Raw genomic sequence first — 17,648 nt, forward strand, 5'->3', positions numbered from 1 at the left:
TTTACGAGGAAAAATTGATGACAGATACAAACGTGCAAGATACCCCAATCTCAAATGCTGATGACACGACTCATTTTGGTTTCCAGACAGTAGCCAAAGAGCAAAAAGCGGAGAAAGTTGCTGAAGTATTCCACTCGGTAGCAGCAAAATACGACATCATGAACGATCTGATGTCTGGTGGTATCCATCGCTTGTGGAAACGTTTCACAATTGATTGCAGCGGCGCACGTCCGGGGCAACGCATCCTCGACCTTGGTGGCGGTACGGGCGATCTGACCGCGAAATTCTCTCGCATTGTCGGTGAAAAAGGTCACGTCATTCTGGCTGACATCAACAATTCCATGCTTAATGTGGGTCGCGATAAGCTTCGCGATAAAGGCATTGTTGGTAACGTAAATTACGTTCAGGCGAACGCCGAAGAACTGCCTTTCCCAGACAACCACTTCGATTGCATTACCATCAGTTTCTGCCTTCGTAACGTGACGGACAAAGACAAGGCGTTGCGCTCTATGTACCGCGTGCTTAAACCGGGTGGTCGTTTGTTGGTACTGGAGTTTTCTAAACCCGTTCTTGAACCTCTTTCCAAAGTATACGATGCGTATTCATTCCACCTTCTGCCAAAAATGGGCGAGTGGATTGCTAACGACGGCGACAGCTACCGTTACCTAGCGGAGTCCATTCGTATGCACCCAGATCAGGAAACTCTGGAAGGCATGATGAAAGAAGCGGGCTTCGAGCAAACGAAATACTACAACCTAACCGGTGGTATTGTTGCGTTGCACCGCGGATACAAATTCTGAGGTCACTATGCCATTTGAGCCATTGGTTACCGCTGTTGTCGAGACCACTCTGAACACCCTGATTCAGGATGATCCAGCGTTGGTGAAACGCATGTCCCGTTTAAAAGGACAGACGATTCAGGTGCACATTAAAGAAATCGACAAGACGTTAACTTTTGTATTCAGCCAGCAAATTGACGTGCTGGCGAGTTACGAAGGTCAATCGGATTGTTACTTGTCCCTGAGTTTGAGTGTTCTTCCAGAACTGCGTGAGCAAGCCAACATCACTCAGTTGATTAAGCAAGACAAGCTAGTGCTTGAAGGAGATATCCAACTGGCGCAGAAATTCTCGCAGCTACTGACCGATGCCAAACCAGATATTGAAGAGTGGTTATCTCGCCTTACCGGAGATGTGGTGGCACACACTCTGGTTTCTGGTGCCAAACAAAGTGTCGACTGGGTGAAAAAGAACGCCGAGAAGAAACAAAACCATATCGCACAAGTCTTGACTGAAGAATGGCGCATTGCTCCAGCACCGCTGGAGATCGCACATTTTTGCGATCAGGTGGATGATATTGCCAGTGCCGTGGCAAGAGCCGAATCTCGCTTAAAAATGTTGCTGGAGAAAGCATGACACCAGCAGAACTTCGTCGTTTATACCGAATTCTCAAAGTCCAGCTCGAATACGGGCTGGATGAGCTCCTTCCAGAACATCAGTTAACCCGGATTCCTCGCCTTGCTCGAAAAAGCCTGTTTTGGCTGAGAAATAAACACAAAGACAAAGAGTTAGGGCATCGTATTCGACTCGCATTGCAAGAGCTGGGTCCCGTGTGGATCAAGTTCGGGCAGATGATGTCGACCAGACGAGACTTGTTTCCGCCACACATCGCCGATCAGCTCGCTTTGTTGCAAGATCAGGTTGCCTCTTTTGACGGGCAACTAGCCAAAGAACAGATGGAAAAAGCGCTTGGTGGCAGTCTGGATAACTGGTTTACCGATTTCGACATCACACCGCTGGCTTCCGCGTCGATTGCACAAGTGCACACCGCTAAGCTCAAAGAGTCTGGTCGTGAAGTGGTTCTGAAAATCATCCGCCCAGACATCAAGCCTGTTATCGATGCCGATTTAAAGCTGATGTATCGCATGGCAAAAATCGTTGCCAAAGTCTTGCCTGAAGCGCGTCGTCTTAAGCCGGTTGAAGTGGTTCGCGAGTATGAAAAAACACTGCTTGATGAACTGGATTTGCGCCGTGAAGCGGCAAACGCCATCCAGCTAAGACGCAATTTTGAAGGCAGCAAAGAGCTGTATGTGCCAGAAGTGATCTCGGATTTAAGCAGTGAAACACTGATGGTATCTGAAAGAATTTACGGCATTCAGGTGTCTGATATAGAAGGACTGCACGCCAACGGGACCAATATGAGCCTGTTGGCCGAGCGAGCGGTTAGCGTTTTCTTTACTCAGGTATTCCGCGACAGCTTCTTCCATGCCGACATGCATCCGGGCAACGTCTTTGTAAAACCAGAACACCCAGACGACCCCATGTGGATCGGTTTGGATTGTGGCATTGTCGGTACATTGAACAGTGAAGATAAGCGTTATCTGGCCGAAAACCTGCTGGCGTTTTTTAATCGCGATTACCGAAAAGTTGCTGAATTGCACGTCGACTCAGGCTGGGTACCGCATGATACTAACGTTCAGGAGTTTGAGTTTGCGATTCGCATGGTGTGTGAGCCTATCTTTGCCAAACCACTAGGCGAAATTTCATTTGGTCATGTGCTTCTGAATCTGTTTAACACGGCGCGACGCTTTAATATGGAAGTACAGCCACAATTGGTACTTCTGCAGAAAACGCTCCTTTATGTCGAAGGGCTGGGGCGTCAGTTATACCCGCAGCTCGACTTGTGGAAAACCGCCAAACCATTCCTGGAAACCTGGATGGCAAATCAGGTGGGACCGCAGGCTGTGATCAATGCAGTGAAAGATAAAGCGCCATTTTGGGCAGAAAAGCTGCCAGAATTGCCAGAGCTGTTGTACGATAGCCTTAAACAAGGTAAGGCTTTAGACCAACGTATGGAAAAGCTTTATCAAGGTTATTGTCAATCCAAGCGCCAGCAAGGAACCGGGCGGTTTTTATTTGGCATTGGGGCAACCTTAATTGTGTGCGGTGCCATTTTATTGGACAGTCGATACGAGCCAGTCGCAATTGGCAGCGGTATCGCAGGCATCACATTTTGGTTGTTTAGTTGGCGTACATACCGCAAATAGACGGTAGACTTTCATTAAAAGATTACATTATTTCAAAATAACCCGAGGGTAGAAGCAAATGGGTGGTATTAGCATCTGGCAACTATTGATTATTGCCGTTATCGTGATTTTGCTGTTTGGAACGAAAAAGCTTCGCAACATTGGCGGCGACTTAGGCAGCGCAGTGAAAGGCTTTAAAAAAGCCATGAGCGACGAAGAAAAAGCCGCAGCGGATAAAAAAGACGCCGACTTTGAGCCACAAAACATTGAGCAAAAGACATCGTCAGAAGAAGCAACTTCTGACTCGTCTAAAAACAAAGAGCAGGCGTAACACGTGTTTGATATCGGTTTTTGGGAACTGGTATTGATCTCTGTCGTCGGGCTGGTGGTTTTAGGTCCCGAGCGCTTGCCTGTTGCCATTCGTAGCGTTTCCCGCTTTATCGGCGCGGCGAAAAGCATGGCAAATAATGTCAAAGATGAATTGTCGCACGAGCTAAAAGTGCAAGAGCTGCAAGACAACCTGCGTAAAGCTGAAAAAATGGGGATGGAAGATCTCTCTCCCGATTTGAAAGCATCTGTTGATGAACTCAAACAGGCAGCGCAAGATGTTCAGCGGCCTTATGCAAACAAGGACGATGCCAAAGCATCCTCTGATAAAAAAGCCGATGAGTAACGTGAAGAGCTGCTTCAGGCAGCTCTTTTTTGATCCCGTTGTTGAGGTTCGATATGTCTTCTGTTGAGCAAACGCAACCATTGATCAGCCATTTAATTGAATTGCGTAACCGACTGCTGAAAGCCATAGTTTCAGTGATTGTCGTGTTTATTGGCTTGGTCTGGTTTGCCAACGATATCTATGAATTTATTTCAGCTCCATTAATAGAAAGGTTGCCTGAAGGGGCGACCATGATCGCGACCGATGTGGCGTCGCCTTTCTTTACGCCTTTAAAACTGACTCTAGTTGCGTCAATATTTGTCGCGGTGCCGCTGATTCTCTATCAGATTTGGGCATTTGTTGCGCCCGGGCTCTACAAACATGAGCGCAGGCTCATCATGCCGCTGCTGTTTTCCAGTTCCATTCTTTTCTACTGCGGTGTGGCGTTTGCCTATTTCGTGGTATTCCCGCTGGTGTTTGGTTTCTTTACCGCGATATCACTGGGTGGCGTGGAGTTTGCGACTGACATCGCCAGCTATTTGGATTTTGTTCTGGCCTTGTTCATGGCGTTTGGTATCGCTTTTGAAGTGCCTGTTGCCATCATCTTATTGTGCTGGACAGGGGCGACCGATGCCAAAAGCCTGAGTCAGAAGCGACCATACATTATTGTCGGGGCGTTTGTGGTCGGGATGATGCTGACCCCGCCAGACATGATTTCGCAAACCTTATTGGCAATACCCATGTGTTTGCTGTTTGAAGTGGGCTTATTCTTCGCAAGATTCTACGTTCGTAGAGAGCCTCAGGAAATTGGGCAACCGGAAGAGTAAGTAAAGGATATATTAATCAATTACATTTGGGTGAGAGGTCTCGCTCAAATGTGCTTTGTTGTATAAATGGTTTATACAATTGTCTCTTAGAATAGCGAAATTTCTTTCTAGGAGAGTATTAAGTTGCAAAATTCTAAGTTTCAATGTCTGAGCTATCGAAATAAAGCCAAGCGTGATAATTGTTTAAAAAGTGTAGAAGTACAAGATGTTGATATCTACGTACTAGAAGCAAAAGCTTTTACTGCTCTTTGGGTTGCTAACCAGAAAAGAAACGGTTTAAGTGATGAACAAATCGATGCAAAAGCACTTGCACTTGGTATTGCTGGATTTGCTGCTTCCAACGGCAGCACGATACATGACGCAAGAGGTTTCTATTTACTAGCTGAAGACCTGAAAAAAGGTGGCTCGATTCTAAGTAAATACGAAGTTACCAGCAATGGGCAAAAGAGTTACATTAAATTTAAAGGCAACCATAAGCTTAGAAGTCTGGTAAAAGGTACTCGGTACTTGTCTAACAATGCCAAAGTTATTGCATTAGGTATCGGAAAAGAAGGAATGAGAGCGTCAGCTAAAGCTGGCGTACTAGTGACTGTTATTTATTCTGTAGCATTTAGGACCTTAGAACTTGCATTAACTAAAAATTACTCAATATCTGATTGGGTAACGAATATAAGTGCTGATGTCATTAAAGCGGCGATCTCAACGGTATTTGGATTGATAATTGGTGGAATTGCTGCTTCATCTGGTGTTGTTTTAATCCCCTTGGTTTTAGGGGGGGTAGCAGCATTTGCAATGGGGAAAATGCTCGATTATTTAGATGGTCGTTTTTTGATCAAGGAAAAAATAGTCAAGGCTCTAAATGATTATATAAATGATCAAGCAAAGTTAGATTTAAACAATAACATCAACAAATGGATATCAAGCAAGTCTTTTCAAACCTTGAAAACTAATCCACATGGGTTCTCATTCTAATGAAAAAAGCAGCACATATTGTTTTTGTTTTACTGAGTGCTATTGGTTTTAGTACTTTTGCTATTTTTAGACTTAATGAATATTTGACGCTTGAGACTATACAACTGCAGTTGGATGCGGGTTTTCAAATTATCTATGTTGACCCAACTTTTATGATTGATATTGCTAGTTTGATCACAATGCCATGCTTATTTTTATATGTTGTCTGGAATCATATATTAGGTAAAAAAGAGTCAAAGTGGATCGCAAAAGGGTTCTTTAGTATTTTGGCTATTAGTATGATTGTTATTATTCCTGGTCAGATATTTGAGCATCAGAGGCAAAAAAGTATTGCTCGAACTCAAGGTTTTGTTGACTGTCCACCTTTTACTTTGCTCTCCAGCACGCATATTGTTGAAGCTATGGTAAAAGACCCGCAATATTGCACTGACGATGAAATTACAACCATTGCAAAATACGGGTATTTCCGAGAACTGCCGATTGTCAACGCATATGTGAAAGAAACATATCAGGGTAGTAAGCAAAGTTCTGTTAACTAAATAAGCTTAAAGAGCTTTAACGCGTTGTCGGTTGTCAACTGGTCGATTTGTTCCAGTGTCATCTCTCTCAGATCCGCCACACGTTGCCCAACCAAGTGCGTGTAAGCTGGTTCATTGCGCTTGCCTCGGTGTGGCACCGGAGCAAGGTAAGGGCAGTCTGTTTCTAAAATGACGTAATTCAGATCCAGATGTGGAATGACTTTGTCCATTCCCCCATTTTTGAATGTCGATACTCCACCTAAGCCAAGGTGGAAACCAAGATCGTTGATAGCTTTGGCTTCGTCGATGCTGCCCCCAAAGCAGTGAAAGACACCGGTTAGGCTGCCATCTTGCTCTTTTCTCAGCAGATCCATCGTCTCCTGAATTGAATCACGAGTATGGATAACTACCGGTAAATCTAGCTCCTTTGCCCAGTTCAACTGAGTGACAAAGGCTTTTTCTTGCTCAGCTTTGTAGGTTTTGTCCCAGTAGAGATCAATGCCGATTTCCCCTACCGCGATAAATTCGTGTTTGTCGAACCAAGCTCGGATCGTACTCAATGTGCTATCGACATCCGCTTTCACGTAGCAAGGGTGGAGCCCCATCATAGGTCTGCAAATATCGGGAAACTGTGCCTGAGTGTTCAGCATAGGTTCGATAGAGTCCAAATCGATATTTGGCATAAATATCTGGCGGATGTTTTGTTCTAAAGCACGCGCAATAACGGCTTCTCTGTCTTCGTCGAATTCTGTGGCGTAAATGTGTGCGTGAGTATCTATCATTAATCTAGGGTCAGTCTGATTCAATTCTCGCCACAGTATACTCAAGTCGCTGGCTTTTAGGATAGTCAATTAAGTGGCTGAACCAGTTTTCAAAACCATGAGTTCTGGGGCATTTTTGAGGTAGTTTGGGTATCCCGTAAAGTGATATAGTTTCTGCCAGAATTTTTCCAGACAAGGAGAAGAGCGTGTCTGTTTCAATCCAAGGTCAATTTCCTGGTCGCCGAATGCGACGTATGCGCAAACATGACTTCAGCCGCCGACTGATGGCGGAAAATCAAGTCACGGTAAACGACTTGATTTACCCAATGTTCATCCTGATGGGCAAAAACCGTCGAGAGCCAGTGGAATCCATGCCGGGCATCGAACGTTTGTCTATCGACTTGATGCTGGAAGAGGCGGAATACCTGTCAAAATTAGGGGTGCCCGCTATTGCGTTATTCCCGGTAGTAACGCAAGACGCGAAAAGCCTTTGTGCCACAGAAGCTTATAACCCAGATGGTCTGGTACAACGCGCGGTTAAGCTTTTGAAAGAACACATCCCGAACATCGGTGTGATTACGGATGTGGCGCTGGATCCATTCACGACGCACGGGCAAGACGGCATCATCGATGATGACGGCTACGTGATGAATGACGAAACCACCGAAGTCTTGATCAAGCAAGCTTTGTCTCACGCTGAAGCGGGTGCGGATGTGGTTGCACCGTCTGACATGATGGATGGTCGAATCGGTGCGATTCGCGATGCACTTGAAGAAGCAGGTCATGTTCATACCCAAATCATGGCTTACTCGGCGAAATATGCTTCTCACTATTACGGTCCTTTCCGTGATGCGGTCGGTTCTGCTTCTAACCTAAAAGGTGGGGACAAAAAGAACTATCAGATGGACCCAGCCAATACCGATGAAGCCTTGCAAGAAGTCGCAATGGACATCAACGAAGGCGCGGATATGGTGATGGTGAAACCCGGTATGCCATACCTCGATGTGGTGCGCCGTGTGAAAAGCGAATTGCAGGTGCCGACTTTTGCTTATCAAGTCTCAGGTGAGTATGCGATGCACAAAGCCGCGATTCAGAACGGCTGGCTAAAGGAGCGAGAAACTGTGCTTGAATCCCTGTTGTGCTTTAAGCGTGCGGGCGCCGATGGGATTTTGACCTACTTTGCCAAAGACGTAGCCGAGTGGCTAGCTGAGGAAGGGGCAAAAGCCAAAGAAAGCATTCAGCCTGAAGAATAAATCACTCGCATATTGTTTTTAAATAAGCTGAACCGATTGGTTCAGCTTTTTTGTTTGAGGAATATACATGCAGATCAGAATTGGAACCCTTGAAGAGTGTGTCGAAGTGGCTAATGCCATTCCCGAGTTTGTAGAGAAAGAGACCGTAGAAAATCTAAGAAATAGGTTGGATGGAAAAACGCATTTGATCTTAGTTGCTGTAAAAGAGGGTCAGTTGCTTGGGTTTAAAATCGGGTATGAATTGACCGAAAAAACGTTTTACAGCTGGTTTGGCGGTGTGACACCAGCAGGAAGGAAAAGTGGTATTGCCCAGCTTTTAATGGATGAACAGGAGGACTGGGTGGCTAAAAACGGCTATCAACAGGTAAAAGTGAAGTCTCGTAATGCCTTCCCGGCGATGCTTAGATTACTACTAAGAAATGGTTATCTCATTGATATGTATGAAAAACACCCCAACAATCTGGATTCTAGAATTCACTTTTTAAAGGACCTATAAAAAATAAATGAGAAAATTTCTCATTTAGGTGTTGACGTGTAAATGAGAATCATTATTATTGGAGTCGTCTTAGGGAATGAGGAACAGTTCAAAAGGAATTGATTTCAGTTTCAAGCGAACTTGCACTGATTCTTGAATGACACGACATTGCTCACATTGCTTCCAGTGTAATTTAGCTTTACGGCAAAGTGATATTTTTCATCATTTTGGCCACTTATGCTAGGCGACATCATTCGATGTCGCTTTCTTTTATCTGAAATTCACAGATTAACCACATTTCTCGAAATTTCTACACTTTCTGTTGATTAAATCATCAAATTTTTTCTTTGATTTTTTTAGATTCTTTATCTGCTCCCAAATTATTTTCCACAAGGCATGATCATTATAAGATCCATGATCTGAGGATCTTTATTTTGATAACTGATTGTTATTAAACAAATAAAAAGAAAAATAGCACTGTTTTCAGCTCTGTTAGTCAGCTGTTGATAACTTTTACCAACAGAGTTATCCACAAGTGTTTGCAAGTTTTGTTGCGCAACAGAACTACGGAGGCTAGGAATGTTGAGAAAATGCACTCCAGCTTAAATTTGGTATAGCGAACGTGGCATCCCCAAGCGAGTCGTGGCATTCTAAGCCCATTATTTTTTGCACTGTATTTTGGACAGCAGACTATGGCAACCATACCTGACAACCCTTTGATTCTCATCGATGGCTCTTCTTATCTTTACCGGGCATTTCATGCATACCCCGGCACCATGAGCAATGGCGATATCCCAACCAATGCGGTTTATGGCGTGGTGAACATGCTGCGCAGCATGATGCGTCAGTTCAGCTCTGAACGAATCGCGGTTGTTTTTGATGCAAAAGGCAAAACCTTCCGTGATGATATGTACCCAGAGTACAAAGCCAACCGCCCTCCAATGCCTGACGACCTGCGTTGTCAGATTGAGCCTTTGTACGAGGTAATCAAAGCCATGGGGCTTCCACTTATCTGTGTACCGGGCGTTGAAGCGGACGATGTCATTGGTACGCTTGCCGCTCAGGCTTCAAAAGCGGGTATGCCAGTGCTGATCAGTACCGGTGATAAAGACATGGCTCAGTTAGTGGATGAAAATGTCACTCTGATCAACACCATGACCAACGTCGTTATGGATAGAGAAGGCGTTGTGGACAAGTTTGGTATCCCACCAGAGCTGATCATCGACTACCTTGCGCTTATGGGTGACAAAGTGGATAACATTCCAGGTGTACCTGGAGTGGGCGATAAAACCGCGACCGCGCTGCTTCAAGGTGTGGGTGGTTTAGATAAGCTTTATGACAATCTCGACGACATTGCACCACTTGGTTTCCGTGGTTCGAAAACCATGGCGAAGAAGCTGATCGATAACAAAGACAATGCTTACCTTTCTTACGAACTGGCAACCATCAAGTTAGATGTTGAATTGGATGTCACAGCGGAAGGTCTGAAAAAAGAAACGCCAAATAAAGACGAACTAATCAAGCTTTACGGTCAACTGGTGTTTAAATCTTGGCTGAATGAGTTGCTAGAGGGCGGCACTGGTGAAGTTGAAGCTATCGGATCTGCGAGTTCTAATGCGGCATCCGGCACTACCGCAGCAAAAGTGGACACCAGTGCAGTAAAAATCGATCGCAGCCAATACGACACCGTTCTCACCAAAGAAAGCTTTAATGACTGGTTGGAAAAGCTGAAGGCATCGGACTTATTTGCGTTTGATACCGAAACGGACAGCCTAGACTACATGGTCGCAAACCTTGTCGGCCTGTCTTTTGCGACCGAAGAAGGTGTCGCGGCTTATGTACCTGTCGCGCATGACTATCTCGATGCGCCAGAACAGCTGGACAGAGATTGGGTGCTGGAGCAACTCAAACCGATTCTGGAAGACGCGAATCAAGCTAAAGTTGGTCAGAATCTTAAGTACGATGCCAGCATTCTTGCGCGTTATGACATTGAACTGCGAGGTATCAAACACGACACCATGCTGGCTTCCTATGTTTTCAATAGCGTAGGCGGCAAGCACGATATGGACAGTTTGGCGCTGCGATTCCTTCAGCACAGCTGCATGTCCTTCGAATCAATCGCAGGTAAAGGCAAAAACCAGCTTACCTTCAATCAAATTGATCTGGCGGAAGCGTCACCATATGCCGCAGAAGATGCCGATGTCACGCTGCGTTTGCATAACCGTATTTACGCCAATATCGAGCAGGACGAAAAACTTAGCCACATCTACAATGACGTGGAAGTGCCTCTGGTACCCGTACTTTCTCGTATTGAACGCACTGGAGTTATCATTGATGACATGTTGCTGGGTGCGCAATCTCAAGAAATTGCAGCACGCCTCGACGAGCTTGAACAAAAAGCGTATGACATTGCAGAACAAGAGTTCAACCTGAGTTCTCCTAAACAACTTCAAGCCATTTTGTTTGAAAAGATGGGATTGCCAGTACTGAAGAAAACGCCATCAGGTGCACCTTCAACCAATGAAGAAGTATTGCAGGATCTCGCATTGGACTACCCATTACCCAAGGTGATTCTGGAATACCGTGGACTGGCAAAACTGAAATCGACTTACACCGACAAGCTGCCGAAGATGATTAACCCGACTACAGGTCGTGTACATACGTCTTATCATCAGGCGGTCACTGCAACAGGTCGCTTCTCGTCCACTGATCCAAATCTACAGAACATTCCAATTCGTAACGACGAAGGACGTCGTATTCGTCAGGCATTTGTTGCGCCGCACGGCTGGAAGATTCTGGCGGTCGATTACTCTCAAATCGAACTTCGTATTATGGCGCACCTGTCTGGTGATAAAGCCTTGTTAGACGCGTTCAGCCAAGGTAAGGACATTCACTCAGCGACTGCTGCGGAAGTTATGGGTGTGAATATTGAAGATGTGACCACTGAACAACGTCGCCGTGCGAAAGCGGTTAACTTCGGTTTGATCTACGGTATGAGCGCGTTTGGTTTAGCAAAGCAGTTAGGTATTCCTCGTGGTGAAGCTCAGGGCTACATGGACAAATACTTCGAGCGCTACCCAGGTGTGATGCAGTATATGGAAGACACACGCAGCGCGGCGTCCGAGCAAGGTTATGTAGAGACCATATTTGGTCGTCGACTGCACCTTCCAGAGATCAAGTCGCGAAATGGGATGCGTCGTAAGGCGGCTGAACGTGCGGCAATCAATGCGCCTATGCAGGGCACAGCGGCTGACATCATTAAGAAAGCTATGCTGCTGGTCGATGAGTGGATTCAGGCAGAAGGCGAGGGCAAAGTGAAACTGCTGATGCAGGTGCACGATGAACTGGTTTTTGAAGTTGAGGAGTCAGTCCTTTCCGAAGTTGAAAGTAAAGTACAAAAACTGATGGAATCTGCCGCAGAGCTAAATGTGCCTTTGGTTGCCGAAGCCGGGCATGGCGACAACTGGGATCAAGCCCACTAGCCACTTTTTGCTCTAATCACGCAAATTACTATGAGCCAGCGCACATGCTGGCTTTTTTTTGATCTAAATAAAGTCGTGTAAAATAAAGTGTTAATGTAGTTTTACAAAAAGTTAATGAAAAAAAACTACAAAAATTGTTTTCATTTCTGAGTAAATGTTGTACATTATCTCTCGTAGGGTACAGAGGTAAGATGTTCTATCTTTCAGACCTTTTGTTTCACGTTATTGGATTAGGCTGATTCAGCCGCCCCAGTCAGTTTTTGACTGGGGCGTTTTTTATTGTAATAAAAACAATATATTGGCTAAATAATCTTCATTTCTTGCTTCATTTATTTCTTCTGTGTGTTCTTTCTCTTCTTCTCATTACGCGAATCAATGCATTCTGCTGCAGCCAGACAAGTGATAGATCTGGTAATAAATCCTCAAAACTTAGCCTGTTCAGTGCCTGACTTTAGAATTTATTCTGGAGAGCGTTGTAGTAAAAAACCGTGTTATCAATAAGATATTTTTTATCAAAAAAGAAGATTGATTGAGAATCGCGCGTGGAAGGTATAAAACAGTAGGTTTATGCAAATAAGCCCTGATGCGAAAAGGTGTCTGGAGGCAAGGTTTTGAAAAAAAGTAGAGAAATATCTTGAGTTTTTGTAGGAGATGATGAATGCTTTTTAACCATAATAATAATACCTCCTATTTCTCTCCCGTTGCCCCACCAAAAAGGTGGGGACTTTTGTATCTGGGAGTATAGAAAAACCTTATTCTTCAGGCACTTCTCCATTGTCTTCTTCCAGCACTTCTTCAATAAGTGCTGGGGCAAACCACTCATCAAGACGCGAGCGTAACTGGTCTACGCCAATGCCTTTAAGGGATGAAAATGCGTCGACTTTAACATCGCCACCAAACGCCAATGCAGCTTCTCGAATTTTCAGCAATGTGGACTTTCGTGCCCCACTTTTTAGCTTATCGGCTTTAGTCAGTAGCACCTGCACCGGAATTCCTGAGTCTACCGCCCAGTAAATAAGCTGTTGATCCAAATCTTTCATGGGATGGCGAATATCCATTAACACCACAAGCCCTTTCAGAGACTCGCGTCGTTGCAGGTACTCACCCAGTGATTTCTGCCATTTCTGCTTCATCTCTAACGGGACTTGAGCAAATCCGTACCCAGGAAGATCAACTATGTGGCAATTGTCGTACACTTTAAAAAGGTTAATTAATTGCGTACGACCTGGAGTTTTACTGGTTTTTGCTAAACTTTTCTGGTTAGTCAGTCGATTTAAGGCACTGGACTTACCGGCGTTAGAGCGACCAGCAAACGCAACTTCTATTCCCACATCCTCTGGCATGTGACGTATGTCAGGGGCGCTGGTAATAAAATGTGTGTTCTGATAATGAATTTTTGCGCTCACTGTTAACTCCATCTCGTCTTTGTGTAGTCGATTGATTACTTTTTTGTGAATTTGTGTAAAATACCCTTGCTCGGCATAAGGTCGTTTAGGCGAACAAATAGCCAACCACTTCATGTGGTACTGGAAGCTTGATAATTATAATGGAATGTCATGAAAAAATTAGTGCTAATCTTGAGTTTATTAGCCAGCTGCTCTGTATGGGCCCAAGGTAGTATTGAAGCTGGTAAAGCAAAATCTGTCACTTGTTCTGCCTGTCATGGCGCAGACGGTAACAGTTTAATTCCGATTAATCCAAACTTGGCGGGTCAGCATGCCAAATATCTTGAGAAGCAGTTGAAAGATCTCAAGCTTGGCGGACAGACTGGCGGTAAGCAAGGTCGTTATGATCCTGCAATGAGTGCCATGGCGGTGCCGCTGTCTGATGAAGACATTGCCGACTTATCTGCTTACTTTTCTTCCCTCCCTATCGCAGAAAGTTCGACACCTGAAGACGTCGTTGACCGTGGTCGCGTACTTTACGCAGCCGGTGACTTAGAGCGTGGCATCACGGCGTGTATCGCCTGTCATGGTCCTCGAGGTAACGGTACTGAGCTCTCCGGGTTTCCTAAAATCTCCGGGCAGCACGCTGACTACATCAAAGGGCAGCTGGTTAAATTCCGCTCTGGCGATCGCAATAACGATATGAATGCCATGATGCGAGATATCTCCAAAAAGCTGACCGACGACGACATTGAAATTTTGTCTAAGTATGTGGGTGGCTTGCACTAACTAACGAGCAATGCATTTGAAAAGAAAAGCGGCGGACTACCTGCCGCTTTTTTGTATACGCAAATAACCCTAGAATTCGCCTTTCTGGGAGTACTCTGGGTTATTCACTAAGGGTATTGGCGCTTTTTGTCGCGAATAAGCAGAAAGTGCTCAATAAAACTCCACTCTAACCTCACTTTCTGGTATGTTTCGCATCCCTAACTGAGGAACCCAGTATGCACGCTTGTCCGCTCTGCGAATCAACGCAGACTAAAGACTATTTTGAAGACCGTCGTCGACGTTATCATCAATGCCTGCAGTGTGAATTGGTGTTTGTGGACCCTGCCCAACGGCTGACCGCTGAAGAAGAAAAGTCGATGTATGACTGGCATGAAAACGATCCGGCTGATGAAGGCTATCGTCGTTTTCTAAGCCGAATGTCTACGCCAATTCTGGAAAGAGTCGCCCCTGAGTCCAGCGGTCTGGATTTTGGTTGTGGACCCGGTCCAACACTATCCCTCATGTTAGAAGAGCACGGGCACACCGTCTCCCTATACGATATCTATTACTACCCTGATAAAAGGGTACTTGAGAACACGTATGATTTTGTGACTGCCACCGAAGTGATTGAACATTTGTATCAACCCGATACCGTGTGGCAGCAATGGTTGAGTTTAGTCAAACCAGGTGGATGGCTGGGGGTGATGACCAAAATGGTGATTAACCTTGAAGCCTTCGCCGGATGGCACTATAAAAATGATCTTACTCATGTGATCTTTTTTAGTCGGGCTACGTTTCAATATTTAGCGCGACGGGACGGACTCCAACTCGAATTTATTGGCAATGATGTAATTTTACTGAGGAAACCCAGTAATGAGTCGTACAAAGAAATCTAGAAAACCGGGTGCTTCTGGTGCACCGGAAATAATCGTTACCCGTAACCGCAGCGAATCGGATGTAGAAGGTCGTCTGCGCAAAAAGCACAAAAAGCGCAAAGGTCTGAAATCGGGCAGCCGCCATTCTGAAGGTACGCAGGCGAACAGCGCCGGCAATAGCCAGAAGCGCGACCCGCGTTTAGGCAGCAAGAAAAAAATCCCTCTGATCATCGAGCCTGTGAAAAAGCCGACCAAGCAAGAGCGTCGCCTTTCAGCAGAGCAAGAATTGGAGATGCTGGAAAATGACGCGCAATTGATGGTGCTTCTTGACCGTATCGATGCGGGCGAAAGCTTAGGTAAAGGCTTGCAGCAATACGTAGATGAGAAACTGGACCGCATCGAAGTACTGATGAACCAACTGGGTCTAATGGAGCCAGAAGGTGAAGAGCAGGACGAGCAAGTTGATGAACCAGCTAAAGCGAAAACCGACGACGATCTGCTTTCGCAGTTCGAAGATATGGATTTAGATAACCTGAAAGGATAAGCGAGAAAGTTATGTCAGTAACCGTATTAGCTGTCATCGGCGCACTTATTATCGTAGGGCTGGCGTCGTACGCAGGCTATCTTTTACTGCAACTTAAAAAGCAGAAGGAATTGCAGGCGAAACATCAGGCGCTGGCGATTGAAAAACGCAATTCGAACATTTTCGAAAACGTAGACACTCTATGTGCCGCGGCGATTCAGGGTCAGTGTGACCTGGCGGAAATCAGCATTCGTGTGTATTGCATTCTGGACTACGTACAGGGTGAAGATCGCATCGACGTAGACGCAGAGTATCCAGCCACGGCAGAGCTATACCACGTTGTGAAAGACATGGCTCGTGGTGAAGACAGACAAAATCTGCCGAAGAAAGAGCGTATGCAGCAAACGCTGGAGCGCCAGAAAGCAGAAGCACGTTTGACTGACGACATCATCGAAGAGCTCAAATCGCTTCGAGAAAAGATCAAACCTCTGAACAATCAGATCAACATCAATATGGTCGCATCTTAATTCGCCTATCATCTAGTTAGTCTTTTCGACATCAAGATCATCCCGGATCCGTAATCTGGGATGACCTTTAGGTGCGAGTGATCTCACTAGCACTTCTGAACATTTCTATTATTAAATCCATCAGGGTATGCCATCACAGACAGGGTGATATGGCAAAATATGCCCCTAAGCACTAACTGGAAGCACAACAAAAATGTCTAGTGAGCAAATTGTTTGGGATCAAGCTGTATTAGATAAATACAATTACTCAGGGCCGAGATACACCTCTTATCCAACCGCGTTGGAGTTTCACGAAGCGTATACGATTGCTGAGTTTGATATGGCTTGCGCGCAATACCCAGAGCGCCCGCTGTCGCTGTACGTGCACATTCCTTTTTGTCACAAGCTTTGCTACTACTGCGGCTGCAACAAAGTCATTACTCGTCACCAGCACAAGGCCGATGATTACCTTGATATTCTGGAGCACGAAATTCGCCAGAGAGCGTCTTTGCTTCAGCAGCGTCGTGTCACTCAACTGCACTTTGGTGGCGGTACGCCCACCTTTCTCAGCAAACCTCAAATTTCTCGTTTAATGGCGTTGTTACGCCAGGAATTTCGCTTTGAAAACGATGCCGAAATCAGCATCGAAGTGGATCCGCGTGAGATTGAGATGGATATGCTGGATCACCTGCGAGACGAAGGTTTTAACCGCTTGAGTATCGGTGTTCAGGATTTTGACAAAGACGTTCAGAAGCTGGTGAACCGTGAGCAGGACGAGCAGTTCATTATCGATATGGTCGAACGCGCCAAAGAGCTGGGTTTTCGTTCTACCAATCTGGATCTGATTTATGGTTTGCCAAAGCAGACTCAGGAAACGTTCGCCAAAACGTTAAAACAGGTTTTGAAAATGCAGCCGGGGCGTTTGTCGGTGTTTAACTACGCCCACATGCCACAGCTTTTCGCCGCGCAGCGTAAAATCAAAGATGCCGATTTACCTGAATCAACGGAGAAAATGGCAATTTTGCAGCAAACCATCGCGACCTTAACCGGAGCTGGTTACCAGTTTATTGGTATGGATCACTTCGCACAGCCAGACGATGAACTGGCGGTTGCCCAGCGCAATGGCGTGTTGCACCGTAATTTCCAGGGTTACACCACGCAAGGCGAGTGTGATTTGGTTGGTTTTGGGGTTTCTGCGATTTCCATGATTGGTGACAGCTACGCTCAAAACCAAAAAGAACTGAAGAAGTATTACGCTCAGGTGAATGAAATGCGCCATGCGTTGTGGAAAGGGGTGTCACTAGATGCGGACGACTTGCTTCGCCGTGAAGTTATCAAACAGCTGATTTGCAATTTCAAACTGGACAAGCGTTTTATCGAAAGCGAATTCAATGTGAACTTTACCCAGTATTTCAAAGAAGACATGGAACTGCTGCAAACGTTCATCAATGATGAGTTAGTGGAAGTGGATGACAATGAAATCCGTGTAACGCTGCGTGGTCGATTATTGATTCGAAACATCTGCATGTGTTTCGACAAGTACCTGAGAGATAAAGCGCGACAACAGCAATTCTCGCGAGTGATATAAACGAGTGATATAAAAAAGGGGCTTCACGCCTAATGCCGAT

At 45.4% G+C, this 17,648-nt stretch carries 19 protein-coding genes; 17 read left to right on the top strand and 2 right to left on the bottom strand.

Annotated features, from left to right (window positions below):
• Positions 1-17 precede the first annotated feature (17 nt).
• The 8 genes from ubiE (at position 18) to RH89_RS30410 (ending at position 6,013) form a co-directional block, all read left to right on the top strand.
• Positions 18-800 carry a bifunctional demethylmenaquinone methyltransferase/2-methoxy-6-polyprenyl-1,4-benzoquinol methylase UbiE gene (ubiE, locus tag RH89_RS17465; RefSeq protein ID WP_004404927.1) on the top strand — a complete coding sequence of 261 codons (783 nt, stop codon included), beginning with the start codon at positions 18-20 and terminating at the stop codon, positions 798-800.
• Positions 801-807: 7 nt separating this feature from the next.
• Positions 808-1,413 carry a ubiquinone biosynthesis accessory factor UbiJ gene (locus tag RH89_RS17470; protein ID WP_004404928.1) on the top strand — a complete coding sequence of 202 codons (606 nt, stop codon included), beginning with the start codon at positions 808-810 and terminating at the stop codon, positions 1,411-1,413.
• Positions 1,410-3,044, top strand: coding sequence for a ubiquinone biosynthesis regulatory protein kinase UbiB (gene ubiB / locus RH89_RS17475; RefSeq protein WP_004404929.1), 1,635 nt, complete (start codon positions 1,410-1,412; stop codon positions 3,042-3,044). Before RH89_RS17470 ends, ubiB begins: the two co-directional genes overlap by 4 nt.
• Positions 3,045-3,102: 58 nt before the next feature.
• Positions 3,103-3,354, top strand: a complete 252-nt coding sequence (tatA, locus tag RH89_RS17480) for a Sec-independent protein translocase subunit TatA (protein ID WP_004404930.1) — start codon at positions 3,103-3,105, stop codon at positions 3,352-3,354.
• 3 nt (positions 3,355-3,357) lie between these two features.
• Positions 3,358-3,696 carry a Sec-independent protein translocase protein TatB gene (tatB, locus tag RH89_RS17485; protein WP_004404932.1) on the top strand — a complete coding sequence of 113 codons (339 nt, stop codon included), beginning with the start codon at positions 3,358-3,360 and terminating at the stop codon, positions 3,694-3,696.
• 53 nt (positions 3,697-3,749) lie between these two features.
• Positions 3,750-4,502, top strand: a complete 753-nt coding sequence (gene tatC, locus RH89_RS17490) for a twin-arginine translocase subunit TatC (RefSeq protein WP_004404935.1) — start codon at positions 3,750-3,752, stop codon at positions 4,500-4,502.
• 123 nt (positions 4,503-4,625) lie between these two features.
• On the top strand, positions 4,626-5,474 hold the full coding sequence (locus tag RH89_RS17495; RefSeq protein ID WP_004404937.1) for a hypothetical protein: 849 nt from the start codon (positions 4,626-4,628) through the stop codon (positions 5,472-5,474).
• Positions 5,474-6,013, top strand: coding sequence for a hypothetical protein (locus RH89_RS30410; protein ID WP_004404940.1), 540 nt, complete (start codon positions 5,474-5,476; stop codon positions 6,011-6,013). Before RH89_RS17495 ends, RH89_RS30410 begins: the two co-directional genes overlap by 1 nt.
• On the opposite strand, the gene RH89_RS17505 is transcribed toward RH89_RS30410, so the two are convergent.
• Positions 6,010-6,774: a TatD family hydrolase gene (locus RH89_RS17505; RefSeq protein ID WP_004404942.1), complete on the bottom strand. Its 765-nt coding sequence runs from the start codon at positions 6,772-6,774 to the stop codon at positions 6,010-6,012. The two genes, RH89_RS30410 and RH89_RS17505, sit on opposite strands and share 4 nt — an antisense overlap.
• A gap of 185 nt (positions 6,775-6,959) precedes the next feature.
• On the opposite strand from RH89_RS17505, the gene hemB reads away from it, so the two are divergent.
• The 4 genes from hemB (at position 6,960) to spfP (ending at position 12,202) form a co-directional block, all read left to right on the top strand.
• Positions 6,960-8,006: a porphobilinogen synthase gene (hemB, locus tag RH89_RS17510; protein WP_004404944.1), complete on the top strand. Its 1,047-nt coding sequence runs from the start codon at positions 6,960-6,962 to the stop codon at positions 8,004-8,006.
• A 67-nt stretch (positions 8,007-8,073) separates the two neighbouring features.
• Positions 8,074-8,502, top strand: coding sequence for a GNAT family N-acetyltransferase (locus RH89_RS17515; RefSeq protein WP_004404946.1), 429 nt, complete (start codon positions 8,074-8,076; stop codon positions 8,500-8,502).
• A 671-nt stretch (positions 8,503-9,173) separates the two neighbouring features.
• Positions 9,174-11,963, top strand: coding sequence for a DNA polymerase I (gene polA, locus RH89_RS17520; RefSeq protein ID WP_004404951.1), 2,790 nt, complete (start codon positions 9,174-9,176; stop codon positions 11,961-11,963).
• A gap of 191 nt (positions 11,964-12,154) precedes the next feature.
• Positions 12,155-12,202 carry a small protein SpfP gene (gene spfP, locus RH89_RS30735; protein ID WP_438356636.1) on the top strand — a complete coding sequence of 16 codons (48 nt, stop codon included), beginning with the start codon at positions 12,155-12,157 and terminating at the stop codon, positions 12,200-12,202.
• A 513-nt stretch (positions 12,203-12,715) separates the two neighbouring features.
• On the opposite strand, the gene yihA is transcribed toward spfP, so the two are convergent.
• Entirely contained in the window at positions 12,716-13,369 is a 654-nt protein-coding gene (yihA, locus tag RH89_RS17530) for a ribosome biogenesis GTP-binding protein YihA/YsxC (protein WP_004404958.1), read from the bottom strand.
• Positions 13,370-13,519: 150 nt separating this feature from the next.
• Here yihA and RH89_RS17535 point away from each other — a divergent pair, with 150 nt between their 5' ends.
• The 5 genes from RH89_RS17535 (at position 13,520) to hemN (ending at position 17,608) form a co-directional block, all read left to right on the top strand.
• Positions 13,520-14,137 (top strand): c-type cytochrome, encoded by a 618-nt coding sequence (locus RH89_RS17535; protein ID WP_004404960.1) that lies wholly within the window; start codon positions 13,520-13,522, stop codon positions 14,135-14,137.
• A gap of 215 nt (positions 14,138-14,352) precedes the next feature.
• A complete protein-coding gene (locus tag RH89_RS17540) occupies positions 14,353-15,012 on the top strand; it encodes a class I SAM-dependent methyltransferase (RefSeq protein ID WP_004404962.1) in 660 nt (219 codons plus the stop codon).
• Entirely contained in the window at positions 14,990-15,535 is a 546-nt protein-coding gene (gene yihI / locus RH89_RS17545) for a Der GTPase-activating protein YihI (protein WP_004404963.1), read from the top strand. Before RH89_RS17540 ends, yihI begins: the two co-directional genes overlap by 23 nt.
• Before the next feature lie 11 nt (positions 15,536-15,546).
• Positions 15,547-16,041, top strand: a complete 495-nt coding sequence (locus RH89_RS17550) for a DUF2489 domain-containing protein (protein ID WP_004404967.1) — start codon at positions 15,547-15,549, stop codon at positions 16,039-16,041.
• 193 nt (positions 16,042-16,234) lie between these two features.
• The gene (gene hemN / locus RH89_RS17555; protein WP_004404968.1) at positions 16,235-17,608 is read left to right on the top strand and encodes an oxygen-independent coproporphyrinogen III oxidase; all 1,374 of its coding nucleotides are present in this window, start codon (positions 16,235-16,237) and stop codon (positions 17,606-17,608) included.
• Positions 17,609-17,648: the final 40 nt, after the last annotated feature.

Source organism: Vibrio nigripulchritudo ATCC 27043, assembly GCF_000222685.1.
GTDB lineage: Bacteria > Pseudomonadota > Gammaproteobacteria > Enterobacterales > Vibrionaceae > Vibrio > Vibrio nigripulchritudo.

Excerpts from the sequence above, each read along its gene's own strand:
- RH89_RS30410 (WP_004404940.1), top strand. The coding sequence starts at position 5,474 with ATGAAAAAAGCAGCACATATTGTTTTTGTTTTACTGAGTGCTATTGGT.
- RH89_RS17470 (WP_004404928.1), top strand. The coding sequence starts at position 808 with ATGCCATTTGAGCCATTGGTTACCGCTGTTGTCGAGACCACTCTGAAC.
- yihI (WP_004404963.1), top strand. The coding sequence starts at position 14,990 with ATGAGTCGTACAAAGAAATCTAGAAAACCGGGTGCTTCTGGTGCACCG.
- RH89_RS17535 (WP_004404960.1), top strand. The coding sequence starts at position 13,520 with ATGAAAAAATTAGTGCTAATCTTGAGTTTATTAGCCAGCTGCTCTGTA.
- ubiE (WP_004404927.1), top strand. The coding sequence starts at position 18 with ATGACAGATACAAACGTGCAAGATACCCCAATCTCAAATGCTGATGAC.
- RH89_RS17540 (WP_004404962.1), top strand. The coding sequence starts at position 14,353 with ATGCACGCTTGTCCGCTCTGCGAATCAACGCAGACTAAAGACTATTTT.
- tatC (WP_004404935.1), top strand. The coding sequence starts at position 3,750 with ATGTCTTCTGTTGAGCAAACGCAACCATTGATCAGCCATTTAATTGAA.
- tatA (WP_004404930.1), top strand. The coding sequence starts at position 3,103 with ATGGGTGGTATTAGCATCTGGCAACTATTGATTATTGCCGTTATCGTG.
- polA (WP_004404951.1), top strand. The coding sequence starts at position 9,174 with ATGGCAACCATACCTGACAACCCTTTGATTCTCATCGATGGCTCTTCT.
- RH89_RS17515 (WP_004404946.1), top strand. The coding sequence starts at position 8,074 with ATGCAGATCAGAATTGGAACCCTTGAAGAGTGTGTCGAAGTGGCTAAT.
- RH89_RS17505 (WP_004404942.1), bottom strand. The coding sequence starts at position 6,774 with ATGATAGATACTCACGCACACATTTACGCCACAGAATTCGACGAAGAC.
- RH89_RS17550 (WP_004404967.1), top strand. The coding sequence starts at position 15,547 with ATGTCAGTAACCGTATTAGCTGTCATCGGCGCACTTATTATCGTAGGG.
- hemN (WP_004404968.1), top strand. The coding sequence starts at position 16,235 with ATGTCTAGTGAGCAAATTGTTTGGGATCAAGCTGTATTAGATAAATAC.
- ubiB (WP_004404929.1), top strand. The coding sequence starts at position 1,410 with ATGACACCAGCAGAACTTCGTCGTTTATACCGAATTCTCAAAGTCCAG.